Raw genomic sequence first — 21,767 nt, 5'->3', positions numbered from 1 at the left:
CACAAAAAACGGCCACGCTTGGGCTGGCTTCCCGTTCAGAAACGGTTAAGCTTCACCCTAAGGGTCGCGAAGCGGCGGGGGGAATGGGTTGCGATGGCCTCGATCAAGATCCGCGTAGCCGAAGACGGTACCTGCACGATTTTTCGCAACGGTGACGCGGTATCCACCGGCCTGACTCGGCCGCAGGCCGAGCGCCTCGTTGCCGTGCTTCGGTGGATCGAGCCCGCCTGACGCGCGACCGCCCGCTCGCACGGCACTTAGCATCGCGTTCCGCGGCCTTGCCCAATCGACTGAGCCTCTGGTCGCCCCCGGCGGGCTGGGGAGCGTTCGGAAAATCGCGTTAGTCTCAATCGCGCTTGATCCGGTGAGCAAGCGATCGAAGACGCGCATACCTGTTTTCAGGTTTGAAGGCGCGACCGGAGCCGTCCTGCATCGCCGACACCTCCGCCAAGGACGAGGCTCTCAAGCGCTGGCCACCACCAACGGACCCGGCCGCGCCGTCAAGAGCGCAGCCGGCCAGGATGTCGCCATCCTGCTATCACGGCGAGGGCTGTCGCAGGCCCTCGATGCGCCCAACAAAGAGCCGGGATGACCCAGAGTGAGACCTCGGCAGCTTTCCATCGGGAGCTAGCGAGGCGCGAAAACTAACTTAGATCCAGTCACCGTTCGACTGGTGTCGCCCTGATCACGGCGAAGTAGCCAGATGTCTGTCGTCCTCAATCCAGTAAAGAGGCCGGCGCTGGGGTGATATCGTGATGCGTCGGCTCAGTGCCGTAGAACGAGCGGCGCCGGGCCAGCTGGCACCCTCGGGATCGGCGGCGCCTCGGCAAAAACAGCGCCGATGCCGAGCCAGCTCTGCTGCACCGCCCGTTTGAGCTGTGGCAGGTCGTAGCGGTCGATCACCGCCAGCGGGAAGGTGTCGAGGCCGAGCGAAGCGTAGACGTTCGCGCGCGCATTCTGCACCGCTGCGTGGGCGAGGTCGTACTTCACCTCGGCGATGAGCGTGTTCATCTCCTCGCGGATCAGGGTCTGCTCGCTCGCGGACTCGACGGCGGCTGAGGCGCGCATCTGCTCGACGATCCTGCGCTGGACACGGCGGAACTCGGACGCGGTCTGGAACTCCTTCATCGCCAGCATGTGACGCACGCGGCTGACATGGACCTGCGTCATCACCGCCATGGTCACGGCGAGGGCGCGCTTGTCGAGCAGAGCGTCCTGGGCGTCGATCAGCCCCTGGCGGGCGGGATATTTGAAGACGTTCATCAGGTTCCAGCTGGCGCGGGCGCCCCAGCCGACCCAGTTCGAATTGTAGAGCAGACGGTTGGAATCCGCGTTGCCGCCGACGATCAGGTTCATACCGGGCAGGAGCTCGAGCAGCGCGGCGGTGGCCTCGCGGCCGTTGATGCGCTGGCGGTAGGCGACCTCGCGCAGCTCAGAGCGGTTTTCCAGCGCCACGCGGACGAGGTCGGGATCGGCGACACCGAGCTTCAGCCCGGCATCGACGCCCTCCATCTCGGCGAGCCGGAAGGGGAGGTCGGGCGGCAGGTTCATCAGCGCCGCGAGCTGGCTGCGGGCGACGAGCAGGTCGGTCTCGACGCGCTGGATCTCGCGCTTGATCTCGATCAGCTCGCGCTCGTAGGTCAGTGCGGTGATCGGCGAAGTCTGGCGGTCCTTGTAGAGCTGGCGGGCATTGCCGATCGCGGCCTGGGCGCGGCCTTCGAGTTGGCGCAGGCGGCTGGCGAGGCGCTCGCTCGACAGCGCGCGCCAATAGGCGGTGCGCACGTCCTCGATGATGCGGCTGACCACGCGGCGGCGGTTCTCCTCCGCGATCAGGACCGTGTCGGCCGCCTGGCGGGCGCGGATGTAGGACAGGCCGAAATCGAGGATGTTCCAGCTCAGGGACAGGTCGGAGAAGACGTAGTTCTTGTCCTGGCTGTAGGACGGCTCCAGCGACTGGCGCTGGGTCAGGACCGAGATCGAGGAACTCGCCGCATAGCTGTCGCGGCCGGCATAGGCGCTGTTGGCGACGAAGTTCGGCAGCATGGAATAGCTGGCGAAGCTCAGCTCCTGCGCGCGCACGGCCGTCTGCATGATCTCGACGCGCTGGTCGAGGTTGTATTTCAGGGCGCGCGCGAAGGCCTCGTAGAGATCGATGCGCGGGCCGGGCAGGGGCTGGTCGGAGCCGACGCGGCGCAGCTTGTCGGCGGCATAGGCGCCGAGCTCGGCCTGGCCGAGCGGCTCCGGCTTGAGCGTGCAGCCGGCCAAGGCCGCAGCGAGGGTCGTCGCCCCGAGAAGGACGGAGAGGACGCGACGCGTCCGCCTACCGCCAGAATGACGATCCAGCACCATGACCCCGGACATCCCGTTCGCTTTGGTCGCGTTCGGGAATCCCCCCGGAGGCACACTCTCGCGACGCCCGGATTGTTGATCCGTTAAGGTAAATGAAGCGTCAAACCCACGGGTTCGACGCGTCCCAGTCCGGTCAATTCCTGCGTGTCAGGGCACGCTCGATCAGGTCCATGTCATGGGCAGCGTGCTTGTCGAGCGCGGCGAGTTGCGCAGAGAACAGAGGCACTTCGGCCCGCTGGATCGGCTCCGGATCACGCTTGGTCGCCGGCTTCGGCTCGCCGGCCGGTACGGCCTTGGGAAGCGCGCGGATCTCGCCGGTCTCGGCGTCCACGCTGAGCGCCCGGCGCACGATGCGACCGTCCTGCAACACGATTTCCAGCTCGAACCGGACGATGCCCGTTCCGGCCGGCGGACGTCCCCAGAAGCCGCCCAGGCCGTCGCCCTCGATCCAACGGGGCGGGGGCGCGCCATCGAGGCCGAGCAGCCTCACCTCGGCAACGGAATCGAGGCGCGCGGCGTAGCCGTGCAGGTTGATCGAGAGCGTGTCCGGGCGCCGGATCGCCTCGACCATGAGGTCGCTCGTGCCGAAGCCGAATTCTTCCGCCGCCAGCGAGACGCCGAGCGAGCGGCCGAGATAGGGCCGCGGCGAGAACCAGGTGGTGTCGTCGATCGGCATGCGATCGAAGCGCTCCCAGGCCATCCGCGCGATCCGCTGACCCTCCTCCAACATGACCGGATGATCGAGCTGGATCACGGTGCCATGGAGGTGGGCGACGCCGTTGACCGCTGCGACCACGGCACCGTCCGCGAGCACGACGTCGCCGATCGATTGCAGCGACTCGATCCCAGCCACCGCGGGAAGCACGATGCCCTCGGCGGCGATCGACGAGGCCGGCGGCTGAACCGGCGGGGCGGCGGGGCGTTCCGTGGCCGGCAGCGGAACCAGGCCGGGCATGATGACGGTCGGCGGCACCTGGATCGGGTTCGGCGTCACCGTGACCTCGACGGTCGCGAGAGCGAGGCCGCCATGGCCGTCGCTGACCTCGACCGTGAAGCGGTCGGGACCGCTATAGGTCGCATATGGCGTGTATGCGTATCGCCCATCGGCCGCGAGCGTGACAGTGCCGTTGGTGGGCCCGTCCGTGAGGCGGAAGCTCAACGGATCGTCGTCGCGATCGCTCGCGACGATCCGGCCGGTGCCGACGGTGTTCGCCGGCATGCTCAGTGGGTCGGCCGCGGCAACAGGCGCGTCGTTCACCGGGGTCACGGTGAGATGCACGGTGGCGACCGCACGGCCACCATCGGAATCGACCAGCGCGTAGGTGAAGGAATCCGCGCCGCGGAAATCCACATCAGGCGTATAGGTGAAGGTCCCATCCGGACGAAGGTCGAGATGGCCATGGGCCGGCCCGGTCACCGGCTCGACGTGCAGCACGTCGCCATCTGGGTCGTGATCGTTGGCCAGCACGGTGCCGGTGAGCGGCGTGTCCTCGGCCGTCGTCAACACGTCGTCGACGGCGATTGGAGACGGGTTCGCCACGGTGAGGGTCAACTGCGCCGTCGCAGAGGCTCCGGCGAGGTCCGTGCCGGTCAAGGTGATCGTGTAGACGCCGCCTGGAACGCGGGTCGAGGCATCGGAGGCGAGCGTGCCCGAGATCAATCCCGTCGCCGGGTCGATCGACAGGCCAGGCGGCAGCCCCGTCGCGCCGAAAGTCAGCCGGTCGCCGCGATCGATGTCGTAAAAGGCGCTTCCGGCCGGGATCGAGACAATCTGCGCATCGTTCGCCGCGTGGTTCGCGAGGGCGGGTGAGCCGGCATCCAACACGGGCGCGTCATTGACCGGGGTCACGGTGACCGTCACCGAGGCCGTGGCGAAGCCGCCATTGCCGTCAGTGATCGTGTAGACGATGCGATCACTGCCATTGAAATCGTGGCCCGGCACGTAGTGCAGGGTGCCATCGGTATTGATCGTGACCGTTCCGTGGGCGGCGACGGCCGAGCCAGCCACCACCGAGAGCGGGTCGCCGTCCGGATCGTGGTCGTTGGAGGTGACGTCGATGTCGACCGGAGTGTCCTCCGCCGTGGCAATGGCGTCATCCGCCGCCACGGGCACCGGATTGGTCACCGTCCAAGAGAGGCTGCGCGAGACCGCGAGGCCGCTCGGATCGGTGGCGGTCAGCGTCACCACATAGGTGGCGCTGCCGCTCGGACCGGAGGCGGCATGGTCGATCGTCCCGGTGATCCTGCCCGTTGCCGGATCGATCCCAAGGCCCGGCGGCAAGCCGCTGGCCGAGTAGGTGAGGGGATCGCCATCGGGATCGATGATCAGGTTGCCGAGCGGCACGGTCACGTTCTGGCCGTCGACGCCATTGCGGCCGGAGAGCGTGTCCGGCGCCGTCGGCCGCTGGTTCACGGGCGTGACGGTGACGGTGAGGATACCCGTGGCGCGGTCGCCGTTGGCGTTCTCGATCGTGTATACGATGGTGTCGCGCCCTGAGAAGCCGGACACCGGCACGTAGGTGAGAAGCCCCGTCGCTGGATCGACCGAGACGCTGCCATGGCCGGCGCTCGCCGCGCCGGGCTCGTCCACGAGATGGACACCGGTGCTGCTCGGGTCGGCGTCGTTCGACGTGACCGGAATGATCACCGGGGAGCCGGCCGGTATCGTGCTCGTGTCCGGCGTAGCGAGCGGCGCAGTGTCGCTCACCGTCCAGCCGAAACTGCACGAGACACTGGCTCCCGCCGCGTCGGTCGCCGTCACGGTGACGGTGTAGTGCGAGACCGGCGCGGGATCGTTCGGCAGTGTGCCCGTGATCACACCGGTGGCGGGATCGATGGCGAGTCCCGGCGGCAGACCAGTCGCGGTGAAGCTCAGACGATCGCCGCTCGGCGCCTGGACGACCGTGGGGTCCGTGTCGGGATCGTGGAATCGGCTCGAGACGTCGTAGCTCACGGCGTCACCGTCGCGGCCATAAAGGTCGGGCAGCGTGTCGGCATCCGGAGCCTGGTTCACCGGCGTGACGGTGACCGAGACCGAGGCCGTACTGATGCCGCCGTTCCCGTCGGAGATGGAGTAGGTGATGGTGTCGATGCCGTTGAAATTCGCGTTCGGCGTGTAAACCAACCGGCCGCCGACGACGCTCACCTGGCCATGACCGGCACGCGGTGCGGCGTCACCGCTCTCAACGATGACGAGCGGATCGCCGTCGAGATTGTTGTCGTTGGCGAGTGCGTCGATGGTGACCGGCATGTTCTCGGTCGTCGCCGCAGCATCGTCCACGGCGTTCGGCGCCGGGTTCGTGACCCGATAGGTGAAGTCGCGCGTCTCGGTCGCGCCCTGCGGATCGGTGGCGGTGATCGTGATCCGGTAGTCCGTGCGGCCGTCTGCCCCCGAAGCCGCATGGTCGATCGTGCCTGTCACGACGCCGGTTGCCGGGTCGATCGATAGGCCCGGCGGCAGGCCGGTGGCGCCATAGGTCAGCGTCGTGTCGTCGGGATTCGGGAAGAGGCTTCCGAGCGGAAGGTCCACGGCATCGCCGTCACGCGCGGCGCCGTCGGTCGGGGCGAGCACGGGCGGAGCGACGATGCTGCCGGTCACCGTGACTGTGAAGCTGGCTTCTGAGACCCGGCCTTCACCATCAGTGGCCATGTAGGTGATCCGTGTCGTGCGGGTCTGGCCCGTAGCGAGATCGGCGAAGTCGCTGCCCGGATCGAAGCGATAGCTGCCATCGGCGAGAACGGTGAAGCGGCCTCCGGCTGATCCGGTGACCGGGCGGCCGACATCGGCCGCCGATCCGTTCACGGCAGCGATCGAGAGCGGATCCCCGTCAGGGTCGCTGTCGGGGCCATTGCCGTTATCGGCGAACACGGAGCCGGAGACCGGTGTCGCGGCGGCGGTGATCACCTCGTCGTTGCGGGCGGTCGGCGCGGGATCGACCACACGCCATGTGAAGCTACGGCTCGTCAGGCCGCCTTGGCCGTCATCGGCCGTGATCGTCACCGTATAGTCGCCGCTGTTGCCACCCTGTGAGGCGGAGCGGTCGATCCTGCCGCTGACGAGGCCGCTGACCGGATCGATGGCGAGCCCCTGCGGCAGGCCGGCAGCGCTGAAGCGCAGCACGTCTCCGTCGACATCGCTGAAGTACCGACCGAGATCGGTGCCGCCGACGATATCGCCGTCGAGTGAGCCGAGCGCGGGGAGGGCGCCGGCCCGCGGCGCGTCGTTTGCGGGTGCGATGGTCAGCGCGATCGTATCGGTATCGGTCTGCGGGCCACCAGCGCCGGTATTGCCGTTGTCGTTGGTGAGAACGGTCAGGCTGTCCGACCCGTTATAATCCGGATCGGGCCGGTAGGTCGTACCATCGAGCGCGGCGTTGATCGCGGCGAGGGTGCCGGTCAGCGTCACCGAACTGGTGCCGTCGTTCGAGATAGTCACCCCCGTGCGCGAGCCAAGCGTCAGCGTTCCATGCCCGACACTCAGCACCGTCGACAGGCTGCCGCCCCGTGCATCCACGTCGGCGATCGTGATGCCATTGCCGCGTGCCGCCGAGAAGACGAGCGGTGTGTCCTCGGCGAGGCTCTGGCCAGCCGGCACGCCGTTCACCGGCGGGTCGTTCACAGCGGCGAAGGTGACCGTGGTCGCGGCCGCATTCGAATCGAGCCCACCATCGTTGACCGTCACGGCGATGGTGCGAGTGACGGTCGAGGGATCGTGGTTGTCCGACGAGAACCGAACCTGCTGAAGTATGGCCTGGTAATCGGTCTTGGTCGCCGAGCCCGTCAGGGTCAGCGTGTAGGTCGCGGGATCGAAACTCGCGGAGATGCCGGCCGGCAGTGAGCCCTCGATCGCCAGCGTATCGCCGGCGCTGCCATTGGTGATCACGACCTTGGCCGAGGTCATGTTCGCGCTGTCGATATCCGTGACGGAGACGTCGCCCCCGACGACCGCCACGCCCGGCGCACGCTCGGTGTAGCCCGTGGCGTAGCCGGTGCCGGAGCCCGATGCCGAGAGGTCGAGAACCGGGGCGTCATTCACCGGTCGGACGGTGACGGTGACGATCGCCGTCTCGGTCGTACCACCCGAGGTCACCGTGTAGGTGAAGCTGTCGGTGCCGTTGAAATCCGTGACCGGCGTGTAGGTCATCGTGCCGTCGGCGAGGAAGCTGACGCTGCCATGCGTGCCCTGGGTCACCGATGAAACGTAAGCCGCCGGGCTCTCGAACGAGTCCGCAGAGGCACCGTTCGTGCCCGTGAGGGCGTTGAAGGTGATCGCCGTGTCCTCGTCGGTGGCCACGGAATCGGGCACGATATCGGCCACCGGCGCGATGCTCAGCGCGATCGTGCTGGATGCGGTCGCGCCCTGCGCGTCCTGCGTCGAGAGCGCGATCTGCGCAGCTCCGTTGACGTCGGCGTTCGGATCGAAGCGAAGGCCTTCGAGGGCGGCGTTGATGTCGGCGATGGTGCCGGAGAATTGCAGTGTCCCGTCGCGCGTACCGTCGCCTTGCAGGAAGGTGAGCCCTGTCATCCGCGACAGCGTGAGGACGCCCTGGGCCGAGCTCAGCGTGACGGTGAGGGTGCCATCGTCCGGATCCGACACGCTGATGCCGTTGCCACCGGCCGCCGAGAAGACCAGTGACGTATCCTCATCGAGAGCCTGGGTCGGGCCGGGCACGGTGTTGGCCGGCGGGTCGTTCACCGGGATGACGGTGATGGCGAGCGTATCGGTATCGCTCTTCGCGCCACCAGCGCCGGTATTGCCGTTGTCGTCAGTTACGATCGTGAGCGTGTCCGCGCCGTTGTAGTTCGCGTCGGCGCGATAGACGGTGCCGTTCAGGGCCGCATTGATGTCGGCGACCTTGCCCGTCAGTGTGACGGAGCCCATGCCGTCGCCCGAGACGGTGACGTTGGCAGTCCCTCCGAGCGTCAGCGTGCCGTGCTGGACGCTGAGCGTCGTCGACAGATTGCCGGTACCGGCATCGACGTCGGAGACGGCGACGACGTTGCCGTTCGCAGTCGAGAACACGAGATCGGTGTTCTCGTCGACCGTCTGCGGAGCCGGAAGCCCATTCACGGGCGCATCGTTCACCGGCGTCACGCTGATCGCCACCGTATCGGTATCGCTCTTCGCGCCGCCCGTGCCGGCATTGCCGTTGTCGGTCGTACTGACCGTCAGCGTGTCGGCGCCGTTGTAGTCCGGCACGCCCCGATAAACCGTGCCGTTCAGGGCCGCATTGATATCGGCGATCGTGCCGGTGAGGGTGACGGAGCCCGTGCCGTTGCCCGAGACCGTGACGTTGCTGCTCCCCCCGAGCGTCAGCGTGCCGTGCTGGACGCTGAGCGTCGTGGACAGGTTGCCGCCACCGGCATCGATGTCGGAGACGGTCACGGCATTGCCGTTGGCGGACGACAGGACGAGGTCGGTATCCTCATCGACCGTCTGGGCCGATGGTACGGTGTTGATTGGAGCATCGTTCACCGCGGTAACGGTGATGGCGAGCGTATCGGTATCGCTCTTCGCACCGCCCGTGCCGCTATTGCCGTTGTCGTTGGTGACGATCGTGAGCGTGTCCGCGCCGTTGTAATCGGCATTGCCCCGGTAGCGCAGGCCGTTCAGCGCCGAGTTGATCGCGCTCAGCGATCCCGTGAGCACCACCGTGCCGCTGCCGTCGCCAGATACCGTCGTCAGGCCGCTCGTCGTGCCCAGCGTCAGGCTGCCGTGCAGCACGCTCACCGTCGTGCTCACGTCGCTGGCGCCGGCATCGACGTCGGAGACCGAGATCCGGTTGCCGTTGCCGGCCGAGAAGACGAGATCCGTGTCCTCGTTCACCGTCTGCGGAGCCGGAAGCCCATTCACGGGCGCATCGTTCACCGGCGTCACGCTGATCGCCACCGTGTCGGTATCGCTCTTCGCGCCGCCCGTGCCGGTATTGCCGTTGTCGGTCGTGCTGACCGTCAGCGTGTCGGCGCCGTTGTAATCGGTAGCCGGGGTGTAGGTGGTGCCATTCAACGCGGCGTTGATCGCGGCGATCGTACCAGTCACCGTGACCGTTCCCGTGCCGTTGCCAGTCACCGAGACGCCAGCCGTCGAACCAAGGCTGATGACGCCATGGAGCACGCTCAGCGTCGTCGTCAGGCTGCCGCCTCGGGCATCGACGTCATCGATTGTGATCGCAGTGCCGTTTGCGGCAGAGAAAACGAGGCTGGTATCCTCGTTGGTGGTCTGGGCCACGGGCACAGTATTCACCGGCGGGTCGTCGACCGCGACGACTGTTACGGTCGTGGTGGAGGACGTGCCCTCCACGTTGTCGCTCGTGACGTGCGTCTTGATGATGCGATCGACCGTGTTCGGATCGCTGCTCGTGCTGTCGAACGTGATGGCTCGCATCGCAGCCTGATAGGTTGCGGGGCTGGCATCGCCCGTGATGGTCACGGTGATCGTGCCCGAGCCCGTTGTCGATGAGGCGGTGAGGCCGCCCGGCAACGTGCCGATGTTGAGCCGGTCACCCGCTTGCGCGTTCGTGAGGACGATCGTCGCGCTCTGCACCGTGGCAGCCGAATTGCTGATCAACGGATCGGTATCCGTGATCGTCGCTGCGCTCCCCTTCTCCGTATAGGTCGCCTTGTAATCGTAGCCCGTCGCGCCGCTGGAATCATCGGCGTCGAGATCGACCTTTGGGACCAGCTTGGTGACGGGGTTGGTGATCACCATCGCCTGGTGGCCGTCATGCTGGAAGGCGGCGCCGCCGGTGACGCTGTTGGCGGCGAGGTCGTAGGTGACCACCCAGGACGTCACGCCATTCCAGTTGAACTGCACGTTCGACTGGGAATCCGGAGAGGCGGAGGGGTTGGCGGTGTTCTCGTTTTCCGTGCCGGAGACGCGCACGCGGTCGTTCGACGTATCGACCCTGAGATCCGTCGTGGACGCCAGGGTGTAGGAGACGAGGCCAAACTGCGAAGGCGTCACGCTCTCGCGGGTATTCGGCTGGCTACCGATGCCGTCGATGTCGCCGATCCGAAAGTTGATGTCGGCCGAGACGGCCTGTCCGTCGCTGTGGCGGACGACTTCCCATTTGATGACGATCTGAGCGGCATTGTTCGCCGTGCCGTTGCTCGCCGTGGTCGAACGAACGAGCACCACCGCATTGTTGTTTGCGCTGGCGAAAGAGACGGCGTCGTCGCTCTCCCCGCGGCTGATCACGGTGGCCCGCAGATCGACGGCCACACCGTCGGCGGTGCCGACGTTCTGCCAGAGGGCGGTCGCGTTCACGACACCGCTGTTCACGTCATAATACGTGAAGCCGCCTGAAGCGCGCCCCGTGCTGATCGCGTTGCCGTTGGCATCCTTTACGGTCGGATCGCCATTGATGGAGATCGTGACGGGAGCGAGCAGGTGGTGCCACTCGTGCTGGGCGGCATCACTGATGACGATGCCGGTCTCGATCGAGCCGTCATGCACCTCGAGGTCCCAGTCGCCGCCGAGCGCCGTGTCGCCGGTGGCGTCGTCCGAGGCCGCGACGTCGGCGCCCGTCGCCTGTGCGAGGAGATCGGCCGCCCGCGCGCCAGTCTCGCCGGCGGCGAAGTCGCAGCCGTAAATCAGGATGTCGCCGGTGGCAGTGAGGGCCCTGCCGATGATGGCGAGATCGGCGGCGTAGCGACCCTGGATCGACTCTGCGGTCAGTTCGGCCGATCCCAGATGCAGATCACCCGCCGAACCATGCGAGAGGATGTGGATCGCATCGATGTCGCTGCGCCCCTGCAGCGCGTCGGCAAGTTTATCGAACCCATCCGTGCCGGGATCGATCAGAATGACTTCGGCCGATGACGGCACGCCCGCGAGCAAGGTCTGCCAATCGGCAACGCTCTTATCGATCACCACGATCTCGTGGCGGCCATTGGTGGACGCGGTCTCCGAGGCCGGACTGGCAGCGGCGGGAGCCGCGCTCGACTTGTCGGCGGCGTCGGCGTGAGAGGTGTCGGCCGTCTTCTCGGCCGCGTCGGAATGAGACTGCGCGGCGGCATCGGACTGTGCCTGGGCGGCGGCCGGCGCAGCCGCGCCGTCGAACACGAAGCGCGGTTCCAGCGCACGGATGGCCGGCGCAGGCATCGGCCCGATCGAAGCGCGCGGCTCCGAACCGTGACGCGATCCTTTGCGGAAGCGCTCGAACATCGTGACGCCCATTTCCCAGCCAGAGCGCAGCGAACGCACCCTCCGGCCGAGGCTATGTGCGCATGGTTAAGGAAGGGTGGGACGGCGCCCTAGAAACCGCTCTCGCGCACAAGCACGGCTGCGACCCGGCGCAGCGCGCGGGCGGCCATGCTCTCACGATGACCGGACACGCTGACGACCCCGCGCACCACCTCGGGTGTGCCGGACAGGCGCAGTTCGTCGTCGGGCCGGTTGAGGACGACGGCGTACTGCGCCTCGACCGGCACCGGACCGACGCCCTTCTCCTCGCGCACCGAGACGGGGCCGCCGAGCAGCGAGGATAGAGCCGGGATCTCCACCGTCGCGACGGCCGCCTTCGAGACCGAGGTGACATTGACCGGGATCGAACCGGTGGTGAGGTCGTCGGGCACGAAGGTGCCCATGGCGCCGGGATAGAGCCGGGCCATGGCGTCCTCGGGCACCAGGCCACGCACCTGCCGGCGGCCGTTCGAGACGAGCGTGCCCAGCTCCTCACCCCTGCCGACCCAGCGGCCGGGCTGCAGGTCGGGCTCGATCTCGGCGACGATGCCGTCGAAGGGCGCGCGGATCACGAGTTCGTCGTGGCGCAGCTCGAGCCCCTGCACGGCCTCGCGGCGCGCGCCCTGCTCGCCGTCGAGGACGAGGCCGCCGGCCCGCTCCTGCGCGTCAGCGGCGCGGCGGTCACGCTTCATCTCGACGAGGGCGAGGCGGATGCGGGCGGCGTTCAGCTCGTGGTCAAGACGCGGCGAGGAGAGGCGGATCAGCACTTGGCCCGCGCTCACCGAAGCGCCCGGCTCGACCTCGACGGATTCGACCCGCGCCGGAGCCACGGCGGTCAGCCGCTCCGTGCGCTCGGGCTCGGCGATGGCCGGGATCTCGACGCGGCCGGAGATCGGCAGGAGCAGCAGCAGGACGCCGATGGCCAGGGCCGCCGCCGTCAGGCGCACCCGCCCGTTCGCGGGAATCCGCTCGCGGTTGCCCCACCAGAACGCGATCTCCCGGACGACCGGGCGGATCACGAAGACGCCGATCTCGACGGCGAAGAGCAGCAGGCCGAGCAGCTTGAACGCCATGGTGTAGACCATCACGGCGATGCCGGTGAACAGCACGAGCCGGTAGATCCAGACCGCGATCCCGTAGCCGATCACCGCCATGCGCCGCCGCCGGCTCCAGGATTCGGGGCAGGAGTCGCCGAGACCGAACAGCGTCTCGCGCAGGGCCCAGCTCGTCAGGGCGAAGGCGCGCGGCTGCAGGTTCGGAACACCGAAAAGGTCGGCGGCGATGTAGTAGCCGTCGAAGCGCATCAGCGGGCTGAGATTGATCGCGACGCTCATCACCCAGCTCGTCGTCGCCAGGAAAAAGGCGATCGATCGGGGCGTGCCTTCAGGCAGGAACGACCAGGCGAGCGTCGCCAACGCAGCAACGGCGAGCTCCACCGCGACGCCAGCCACGTCGATCGCCACACGCTTGCGGCGGTCGGTGAGACGCCAGGCATCAGTAGTGTCGGTATAGAGGACCGGCACCATCACCATGAAGGCGACGCCCATACTCGGCACCCGGCAGCCGAAATGGGTGGCGACATAGGCGTGGCCGAGTTCGTGCAGCAGCTTAATCACGACGAGCGCGGCGAGATAGCCGGCCATGCCCTCGGGCGTCAGGAATTCGAGGAAGGTCGCGGTGAAGGCGTCCCATTGCTGCGCGGCGAGGTAGAGGCCGAGCAACCCGGCGAGCGCGATGGCGACCAAGCTGCGCCGGTCCGCGAGGCGGCGCGCCAGCGGCAGGGTCCGGTCGAGGAAGGCCTGAGGCCGCACGAGCGGGATGCGGATGAACAGGTAATTGTGCAGCAGCCAGGCGCCGATCCCGTGCTTGCGCGCCGCAACCTGCCAAGCGAGCCCTTGCCAGCCGCCGCGATGCGCGACGAGGCCATTGAGCTCGCAGAATCCCCGGAAGCTCGCGACCTCGGAGAGGGCGACCTCGCGACCGATCCGATCGCCGGCCGCCGCCGCGACATCGGCGGGCGCCGCGCCCGCGCGCCAGGCACGCAGCAACGCAAGTCCGGTCTCGTCGATCTCGAAATAGCGGTGCGCCAGCGGATCGTAGAGCAGCCAGGGCGCCGGACCGCCATCGCCCGGCACGCCGCCGCGCTCGATCCGCAGATCCTCGCGCAGTGCCGTCAGCGGGAGCTCGCCGGGCAGCGAGTTCGGAATGGGGCTCACAGCCCCACCTTCTGGCGGAGGAACGTCAGCGGTTTGCGCAGCAGGTAGAAGCCGAAGGGCACCGTCGAGCCATAGAGCTGCGCGGTGCCATGAGCGCCAAGCCGCGGCGCGCTGGAGGAAGAGGACAGCCGCGCGACGACGCGATGAGCGAGCACGCCGGCATCGGTCAGGCGGGCCACGGGCGTGACCTGCTCGACGCGCGCTTCGAGAGCGCTCAGCGGATCGGTGTCGAGGAAGACGCGCACGCGCGCATCCGGCTGCAGCGCGATGGCATCGGCCACCGGCAGATCGACGCGCACTTCAACCGTCTTCGGATCGGCGATCTCGAGGATGCGCTGGCCGGCGGCGACGGGCTTTCCGAACCATTCCTTGCGGTCGGCATAGACAGTGACGCCGGCACGTTCCGCGCGAACTTGGGTCTTGCCGAAGGTCTCGCGGGCGAAATCGCGTTCGGCCGATTTCAGGGCGAGTTCGGCACGGGCCTGTCCGACATCGCGTCGGGCGCGCTCGTCGACATAGGCGCCCTGGGTCACCGATCGCAGACGCGCATCGGCGACCTGCACCTCGCGCTCGGCCACGGAGAGGGCGTTGCGTTGCGCGGTATCGACGTAGCGCAGGACGACGTCACCAACCGCCACGGGCGCGTTCGGCGCCACAGCGATCTCTTCGACGATGCCCTCGATCGGGGCTGCGACGACGAAGGGGTGCTCTGCCGTGATCGTGGCGGGCGCCAGCACGGTCATCGACACCGGAAAGCACAGAGCGAGCAATGCGACGCCGGCAATTCCAATCGCGGGCTTGCGGATGTCGCCGTCGAAGCGGGGCAGCAGGGGAGGGCGCAGAGCCAGCAGCGCATGAGCGCCAGTCTCGGCGAGTCGAGCGGCGAGAGCCGTCACGGCCTCATCGAAGACTCGCTCGCGCGTGAAGAGAAGTCCACCGATCACCGCCCCGGAGCGGTCGCGCAGCGGCATCCACAGCGCGCAGGCGAAGGGGTAGCTGCGCGCTTCCTCGCCACCGTGCGCCGCGAGGTCGAGAAGCCGGGGCGCCGCGCACTCGGCCTGGGGAAGGGCGGCGATGGTCGCCTCGATGAAAGCGATCAGCGGGGCATTGCGCTCGACTTGCACCGTTCCGGAGACGCGTTCGACGATCAGCCCGCCGATACGATCCCGCTTCAGGAGGAAGCCCTGGCGGGCCTGGACCAGCTTGGCGCTTTCATTGATGAGGGCGACGCCGAGAGTGTCGCGGTCCGGAGCCTGCCGAAAGGCCGCCTCGACTCCGAGGAGCTGGCGCAGGCCTGCGCTGGCATCTTCGACGGGCGCGGGCTTCTGGATCGGCATCCGCGCAAGCGTCTCGCCAGCCGGATCGACCAGGAGACGGCGGCGCGGCTGAGCGCTCGGCTGCGGCGCGCTCATGTCAGGAGCCGGGGCGCTCGAAGGTGGCGTCGAGGCTCATGCCCGGGAGCACGGCGGAGGTGTCGCCGGCCGCAAAGCCCGCGGTGATCTTGATGGTCTGCGAAACCGGGTCGACGGCAGCGGCGCTTCGGATCACCTTCGCGGCATAGGCTTTGCCGGTCTCATCGACCTTCACCTGAAGGGGTGTTCCGGATTTCAGCCAGACCAGCCAGGCCGATGGGACGATGAGGTCGATCTCGAGCGCACCGGCATCGACGATGCGCAGCAGCGGCTGGCCGTTGGCCGGCATCTCGAATTCGCGCGCCTTCAGCTCGGCGACGCGGCCGTTGAAGGGCGCGACGATCCGGCAGTCCCGCACGCGGAAGCGCAGGGCCTCCGCGGCGGCGTGGGCCTTGTCCCACTTGGCCTTGGCGGCCTGGACCTCGATCTTTCCGATGGCATGACGGCGGTCGAGCTGCTGAGCATTGTCGAAGGCGATGCGGTTGACCGCATCCTCGGCCTCGGCGGACCGCATTTCGGCCTCTGGCTTGTCGCAGTCGAAGGCGACGAGGGTGTCACCGGCCTTGAACGACTCGCCCTCGCGGAAAGGCAGCTTCATGATCCGCGCGTTCAGGTCGGTCGCGATGCTGGCATCGCGCACGGCGCGGACGACACCGCGCACAGGTGGGTCTGATTGAGCCATCGCAGGCAACGCCGCGAGCGACACCAAGACGGCCGTTGCCAGACGCACGTTAACCCCCACGCAGACGCAACCTGTGGGGTTGTTTGTGCACCGTTAGGGTTAAAGGTTCGTGCGTCCGACGCGATAGGAGCGCCCGACTCGGCAGCAAATCGGAGCCGGTGTCTTGAGCACAGTTATGACGATCTGGATTTTACTGCGGGTTCCAGTGGATCAAGCTACTGATCCATTCAAGTTGGCGGCACACCAGCCACTGAGCGAAGCGTTGGCGGAAGGGGTGGGATTCGAACCCACGGTGGAGTTGCCCCCACGGCGGTTTTCAAGACCGCTGCCTTAAACCACTCGGCCACCCTTCCAATCCGGACGAAACCGGTGCCGCTAGCGAGCCGTGCGGCCGGCGGCTTGTAGCGGAGAACGGTAGCGCTCGGAAACCGATACCGCGAGAAATTCTTAGGCAGGCCGCAAGCGCGTCAGACGGTCGAGCAGGGCGCGGTCGTGGAGCAGCGCCATGCGCTCCTTCGGCGCCAGCCAGACCGTCGCCTCGCCGAGCGTGTCGGCCTCGATGATCTTGGCCTGGGCCAGCGCCCGGACGGCATCGATGTTGCCGCGTGGGCGGCTGGTGGCCAGCGGCAGCATTGCGGCGTGGTCATGGGCGAGGCGCGGGTCCGCGTGCAGGGCCGCGAGGGCGTCCGCGTCATCGAAGCCCTGCCGCGCGTTGCGGGCGGCCAGTTCACCGGCGCGCAGCGCGACCGCGGGCGGTTCCTTCTCCTCCGGCGTGCCGAGCAGGCCGAAGCGCTTGAGGGCGAGGCCCCAGGCAAGCTGACCGCTCGCCCAGGAGATCGGGATCGCCAGCACAAGGCCCAGGATCGTCGGGGACATCCAGAGGAACAGAGACGTGGCGATGGCGAAGGCAGCGCCTCCGGTGAGCAGACCGAGCGCAGTGTGCCAGCGGTGGCGGCGCACTATGTCGGAGAGCGGGATCGAGCCGTCATCGCGCCGTTGCGGGTTCCAGCCGGTGTCCTGGCCGGCGAGAATCCGAAATACGGAGCCCGACTGAATCAGCATCGCGATCGGCGCGATCAGCGCCGAGAGCAGGATCTCGATGAAGAACGACAGCACGAGCCGGATCGCGCCACCAGAGCCCCGTCGCGTGTGCCCGTCGATCAGAGCCAGCAGCAGCCCCAAGAATTTCGGAGCGAGCAGGATGCCCATGGTCAGTCCGAAGAGTTGCAGCGCGCGGACCGGATCGAAGCGCGGCCAGACGGGCGTCAAGCCGAACTCGGCCGAAAAGTATTCGGGTCGTACCCAGGCCGTCTGCAGCACCAGCGCGATGCCGATGACGAGTTGTGCGAGCCAAAGCGGCGAAGCGAGGTAGCCCATGATGCCGGTGGCGAAGTGCTGGCGCGAGGGCATGGCGAGGCCGGCCGCGCCGATCACCCGGGCATGCTGAAGATTGCCCTGCGCCCAGCGCCGGTCGCGCACCGAGAGGTCGATCAGGGTCGGCGGGCTCTCCTCGTAGGAGCCGGCCAGCAGCGGCAGCATCGTGACGCCCCAGCCAGCGCGCCGGATCAGAGCCGCCTCGACGAAGTCGTGGCTGAGGACGTGACCGCCGAAGGGCGGTCGGCCCTCGAGGTCGGGCAGGCCGCAGGCCTCGGCGAAGGCCCGGGTGCGGATGATCGCGTTATGGCCCCAATAATTGCCGTCGCGGCCTGACCAGATCGTCAGGCCGGTGGCGATCACCGGCCCGTAGATCCGTGCCGCGAATTGCTGGACGCGGGCGAACAGGGTGTTGCGGTTGATGATCAGCGGCAGAGACTGAACGATGCCGGCATCCGGGTCCGCCTCCATCGCCGCAGTCAGACCCGTGATGCAGGCGCCGGAGAGCAGGCTGTCGGCATCGAGCACCAGCATGTGGTCGTAGGCGCCGCCCCAGCGCGTGACGAAGTCGCCGATATTGCCGGCCTTGCGGTGGTGGTTCTTCGGACGGTGGCGGTAGTAGAGGCGGGCGCCGGGGCCGAGTTCTTCACGCAGGGCCAGGAAGGCGCGTTCCTCGGCGATCCAGGCATTGGCCTGGGTGGTGTCGGAAAGGACGAACCAGTCGAAATGGGAGCCGAGCCCCGTGGCCTCGACTTCCTCGCGCATCGCCTGGACCGCGGCAAAGGTCCGCGCGGTTGCCTCGTTATAGACTGGCATGACCACGGCAGTTCGGCCCGAAAGCGTGGCCGGAACGGCGGCCTTGCGGCGGGTGCGCAGGAGCGCGAGGAAGCCGAGGATCGCCGCGGTAAAGGCGAGGGCGATCCAGGAGAAGGTGAGGGTGAACAGCCCGAGCAGCACGTATTGCAGCGCGGTCGCGCCGCCCGCGACCGAGATCACCTCGTACATCTGCCAGGTGCCATAGGCGGTCAGTGCCACGGCGCCACCGAACACAAAGGCGCGCGCGGCCCAGGGGCGGGGTTCAGGCCGAGATGGCGCCCGCCGCGCCGATGGCTCCCAGCTTTTGAGATTCTGGACCGGCATGGCAAGCGGCGCTTCCGGCGGCATGGCCGGGCGGAATCCGACCGGCTTACGCTCGCCGGAAGTCGGACCTGACACCTGCTTGGCGTCGGCGAAGATCGTGGCGTCCGTCATCGGTGCTTCCAGGAGGCGATCGCGGGCATCATCCGGTCCAGCGATAGAGCCAGGTCTCGCTCACCTGGCGCTCGCCCGACTTGAGGGCGAGACGCAATTCGCTGGCCGGCTGACCGCCGGCATCGAGCTCGAACACGACCCGCACGGTGCGGCGCTCGGGATAGGGATAGATCGCCTGCCGGGTGATGGTGCCGGGACCGGCGATCAGAACGGTCCGCAGCTCCGGCACGGCCCCATCCCGGCCGGTGAACAGGATGTCGCCGATGAAATCGACGAGGAAGAGCCGGCGCGCGGCGCTGGAGCCGCGTCCGCTGCGGCTGATGCCGGCGACCGCCAAGGCGGGCTGGTCGGGCGCAGGGGACGGTGGCTGCCAGCACCAGGTCTGGCGGTAGCGGAACCGCGCCTCGACATTGGCTGGGATCACGACCTTCGGGCGCCAATAGGCGATGACGTTCTCGTTGATCTCCGAATCGCTCGGAATTTCGAGGAGCGTCACCGCCCCGGCCCCCCAGACCGTATCGCTGAGGCCGCCGTCACTCCCCCCGGCTCCCGGCAGAGGCTCGATCCAGAGAGAAGGCCGCCATTCCCAGTGCTGCACGTCGTCCTGGAAGGCCGCGTAATCGCGGGTGCGCTGCATCAGGCCGAAGCCGTCCGGGCCATCGTCCACGAACGAGGAGATCTGCAAGTTCTGCGGGTTGTTCACCGGGCGCCAGATCGCCTCGCCGCCCCCATTGCGGATCTGCAGGCCGCCGGAACTGTAGGCGGCGGCGCGAGCATCATCGACGCCGCGACGGCCCACCGGTCCGAACAGGTAACTGGTCTGCGCGCCACCCAGCCCGAGATGGTCGATCTCGGCGCGAGTGAAGATCGAGCCCTCCATCTCGACCACCGAGGCGTCGCCCGGCTTGAGCGTCATGCGGAGAGCGGCCGAGCAAGATTCGGCATCGAGCAGGGCATGGACGACCAGGGGCGCCCCATCCTTGCCGGGGCGCTCGATGAAGAAGGCCCGCCATCGGGAAAAATCCTCGCCGCGCGCGTCGGCCGGGCGCAGCATCAAGGCGCGAGCCGTGAGACCGAAGCCTTGGCCGCGGGCGATCAGGCGGAAGAATGAGACGCCTTGGAAGCTGGCGAAATCGGAGAGATCGCCGCCCGCGAACCGCGCGCGCAGGCGAAAACCCGAGAAACCCGGATCCGTCTGGCCGGGATCGGGCAGTGCGATGCCGTCGGTCGCGAAGCGGTCGCGGGCGTAGGGCACCGGCCGCACGATCCCGTCCTCTACCAGGAAAAGCTGGACTCGGTCGGTATAGACCGAGCCGCGATGCAGCGGCTCGACCGCAAAATCGAACCCAGCATCACCCCAGATCGCAGCGCCCGGTGCTGTGCGGATCCCCGCATATTGCTCGCGCGTCAGGTTCTTGAGGACATCCGGCAGATCATCGGTGCGCTGTGGCAGGTAGGGCTGCCGGGCGAGCGCTCGCGCGATGTCGGGGACCGTCGAGGCGGTGAATGTCGTGCCGGCGGCAGGCAGGGCGGGGGCCGTCTGCTGCGCGAAAGCGGGCTTGGCTCCGACCATCGCTCCGGCAGCAAGGCCAGCTGCCGTCCTCAGGACCTCACGGCGATTACGGCCGGCATCGGCCTGGTCGTGAGGCTCGTTCCGGGGAAGTCCGGCGGAAGGATGCGTCATGCCCTCGTCGATGCCAGATGTTGATGGGGCGGGATCGGTCGCGTCGTTAGGAGGCAACGCCTGAACCCGGGCTTAAGGTTGCGGTCTCCCGATCGGGTCGGGCGGCCTTTTACGCAAGCGTGGCGATCGGTTACATGCCGCGCATGCCGATGGGAACGGGGCAGGGGATGACGAAACTGGGAGCAGGGCAGGCGGCACGCGGGTTCACGGCAATCGTGCTTGCTGCCGGCAAGGGGACGCGCATGCGCTCCGACCTGCCCAAGGTGCTGCATGCCATTGCCGGGCGCAGCATGCTCGGCCACGTGCTAGCCGCGGTTCAGGAGGCCGGCGCCACGCGTGTCGATGTCGTGATCGAGCCTGGCCGCGAGGATGTCGCTCGCGAGGTCGAACGGCGGGCGCCGGGCGCTCGTGTGCATCCGCAGATCGAGCGGCTCGGCACGGCCCATGCCGCTCTGCAGGCTCGCGAGGCCCTGGAGACGGGCAACGATGTCATCATCGCCTTTGGCGACACGCCGCTCGTGACCGCGGAAACGTTTCGCCGGCTCAGCGAATCCTTGTCCCATGGCGCGGCCGTCGCCGTGCTCGCCTTCGACGCGGCCGATCCGAAGGGCTACGGCCGAGTTCTCACCGAGGGAGGCCAGGTCGTCGCGATCCGCGAGGAGAAGGACGCGACGGAAGAAGAACGGCGGACCCACCTGTCCAATGCCGGGCTAATGGCGCTCTCTGGAACGCACGCCCTGCGGCTGCTGACCCGCATCGGCAACGACAATGCGGCGGGCGAGTACTATCTCACCGACGCCGTGGCCCTGGCAGTGTCGGAGGGGCTGCGGGTCGCGGTGGTCTCGATCGACGAAGCGGAAGCGCAAGGGGTCAACGACCGTGTGCAGCTCTCGGTGGCCGAGGCCGCGATCCAGAATCGCCTTCGCCGCGCGGCGCAGCTCGGTGGCGCCACGCTGATCGCCCCGGAGACCGTCTTCCTGGCCGCCGACACGGTGATCGGCCGCGACGTGGTCATCGAGCCGAACGTTGTCTTCGGCCCGGGGGTGCGCATCGGCGACGACTGCCTGATCCGCGCATTTTCTCACCTGGTTGAGTGCCGCCTCGAGCGCGGTGTCGATATAGGCCCGCATGTACGTCTGCGCGGCGGCGCGGTGCTCGAGGAGGGCGTCCATCTCGGCAATTTCGTCGAGCTGAAGAACGCCCACATGCATGCAGGTTCGAAAGCCGCGCACCTGACCTATCTCGGCGATTCCGAGATCGGCGCGCGGGCCAATGTCGGTGCCGGCACCATCACCTGCAATTACGACGGAGTGAGCAAGCATCGCACAAGCATCGGGGCGGATGCCTTTATCGGCTCGAACTCGGCACTCGTCGCCCCGGTGAGCATCGGTGCGGGTGCCCTGATCGGAGCGGGTTCCGTCATCGTGCGCGATGTGCCGGCCGATGCCCTGGCCGTGGGGCGTGGACGGCAGAGCACCTTTGAAGGACTCGCCAAAACGAAGCGCGCGAGCATGCTCGCGGCCAAGGCCGCCAAGGCGAAGTCGCCCTGACCTCGGCATTGCGGCGCAGGGCCGCTGGCCCTGTGCCATTCCGATCCGTTAAAAGCCGGCTCGAA

The 21,767-nt window shown here is 67.9% G+C and carries 9 protein-coding genes and 1 tRNA gene; 2 read left to right on the top strand and 8 right to left on the bottom strand.

Annotated elements, in window-relative coordinates; all coding sequences use genetic code 11:
• Nucleotides 1–93: 93 nt before the first annotated feature.
• On the top strand, nt 94–231 hold the full coding sequence (locus HCU64_RS14110; RefSeq protein WP_183505173.1) for a hypothetical protein: 138 nt from the start codon (nt 94–96) through the stop codon (nt 229–231).
• A gap of 534 nt (nt 232–765) precedes the next feature.
• Here HCU64_RS14110 and HCU64_RS14105 read toward each other — a convergent pair.
• The 8 genes from HCU64_RS14105 to HCU64_RS14070 all read right to left on the bottom strand — a co-directional run bounded on the left by HCU64_RS14105 (nt 766) and on the right by HCU64_RS14070 (nt 20,152).
• On the bottom strand, nt 766–2,349 hold the full coding sequence (locus HCU64_RS14105) for a TolC family protein (RefSeq protein ID WP_233384619.1): 1,584 nt from the start codon (nt 2,347–2,349) through the stop codon (nt 766–768).
• Nucleotides 2,350–2,482: 133 nt separating this feature from the next.
• Nucleotides 2,483–11,452, bottom strand: a complete 8,970-nt coding sequence (locus HCU64_RS14100; RefSeq protein WP_233384618.1) for an Ig-like domain-containing protein — start codon at nt 11,450–11,452, stop codon at nt 2,483–2,485.
• Nucleotides 11,453–11,604: 152 nt separating this feature from the next.
• On the bottom strand, nt 11,605–13,749 hold the full coding sequence (locus tag HCU64_RS25430) for an efflux RND transporter periplasmic adaptor subunit (RefSeq protein ID WP_233384617.1): 2,145 nt from the start codon (nt 13,747–13,749) through the stop codon (nt 11,605–11,607).
• Nucleotides 13,746–15,161 carry an efflux RND transporter periplasmic adaptor subunit gene (locus tag HCU64_RS14090; protein ID WP_233384616.1) on the bottom strand — a complete coding sequence of 472 codons (1,416 nt, stop codon included), beginning with the start codon at nt 15,159–15,161 and terminating at the stop codon, nt 13,746–13,748. Before HCU64_RS14090 ends, HCU64_RS25430 begins: the two co-directional genes overlap by 4 nt.
• 1 nt (nt 15,162) lies before the next feature.
• Nucleotides 15,163–15,843 carry an efflux RND transporter periplasmic adaptor subunit gene (locus tag HCU64_RS14085; protein ID WP_233384615.1) on the bottom strand — a complete coding sequence of 227 codons (681 nt, stop codon included), beginning with the start codon at nt 15,841–15,843 and terminating at the stop codon, nt 15,163–15,165.
• A 263-nt stretch (nt 15,844–16,106) separates the two neighbouring features.
• Nucleotides 16,107–16,196 (bottom strand) — tRNA-Ser (locus HCU64_RS14080).
• Between the two features lie 94 nt (nt 16,197–16,290).
• Nucleotides 16,291–18,468: a glucans biosynthesis glucosyltransferase MdoH gene (mdoH, locus tag HCU64_RS14075; protein WP_267922338.1), complete on the bottom strand. Its 2,178-nt coding sequence runs from the start codon at nt 18,466–18,468 to the stop codon at nt 16,291–16,293.
• A 28-nt stretch (nt 18,469–18,496) separates the two neighbouring features.
• The gene (locus HCU64_RS14070) at nt 18,497–20,152 is read right to left on the bottom strand and encodes a glucan biosynthesis protein (protein WP_233384614.1); all 1,656 of its coding nucleotides are present in this window, start codon (nt 20,150–20,152) and stop codon (nt 18,497–18,499) included.
• 167 nt (nt 20,153–20,319) lie between these two features.
• Here HCU64_RS14070 and glmU point away from each other — a divergent pair, with 167 nt between their 5' ends.
• On the top strand, nt 20,320–21,702 hold the full coding sequence (gene glmU, locus HCU64_RS14065) for a bifunctional UDP-N-acetylglucosamine diphosphorylase/glucosamine-1-phosphate N-acetyltransferase GlmU (RefSeq protein ID WP_233384613.1): 1,383 nt from the start codon (nt 20,320–20,322) through the stop codon (nt 21,700–21,702).
• Nucleotides 21,703–21,767: the final 65 nt, after the last annotated feature.

The organism is Methylobacterium sp. C25 (assembly GCF_021352225.1).
GTDB lineage: Bacteria > Pseudomonadota > Alphaproteobacteria > Rhizobiales > Beijerinckiaceae > Methylobacterium.
The sequence above is the reverse complement of the archived record's forward strand: the minus strand, read 5'-3'. Positions and strand labels throughout refer to the sequence as shown.

Excerpts from the sequence above, each read along its gene's own strand:
- mdoH (WP_267922338.1), bottom strand. The coding sequence starts at position 18,468 with ATGACGGACGCCACGATCTTCGCCGACGCCAAGCAGGTGTCAGGTCCG.
- HCU64_RS14090 (WP_233384616.1), bottom strand. The coding sequence starts at position 15,161 with ATGAGCGCGCCGCAGCCGAGCGCTCAGCCGCGCCGCCGTCTCCTGGTC.
- glmU (WP_233384613.1), top strand. The coding sequence starts at position 20,320 with ATGACGAAACTGGGAGCAGGGCAGGCGGCACGCGGGTTCACGGCAATC.
- HCU64_RS14070 (WP_233384614.1), bottom strand. The coding sequence starts at position 20,152 with ATGACGCATCCTTCCGCCGGACTTCCCCGGAACGAGCCTCACGACCAG.
- HCU64_RS14100 (WP_233384618.1), bottom strand. The coding sequence starts at position 11,452 with ATGCCTGCGCCGGCCATCCGTGCGCTGGAACCGCGCTTCGTGTTCGAC.
- HCU64_RS14110 (WP_183505173.1), top strand. The coding sequence starts at position 94 with ATGGCCTCGATCAAGATCCGCGTAGCCGAAGACGGTACCTGCACGATT.
- HCU64_RS14085 (WP_233384615.1), bottom strand. The coding sequence starts at position 15,843 with ATGGCTCAATCAGACCCACCTGTGCGCGGTGTCGTCCGCGCCGTGCGC.
- HCU64_RS14105 (WP_233384619.1), bottom strand. The coding sequence starts at position 2,349 with ATGGTGCTGGATCGTCATTCTGGCGGTAGGCGGACGCGTCGCGTCCTC.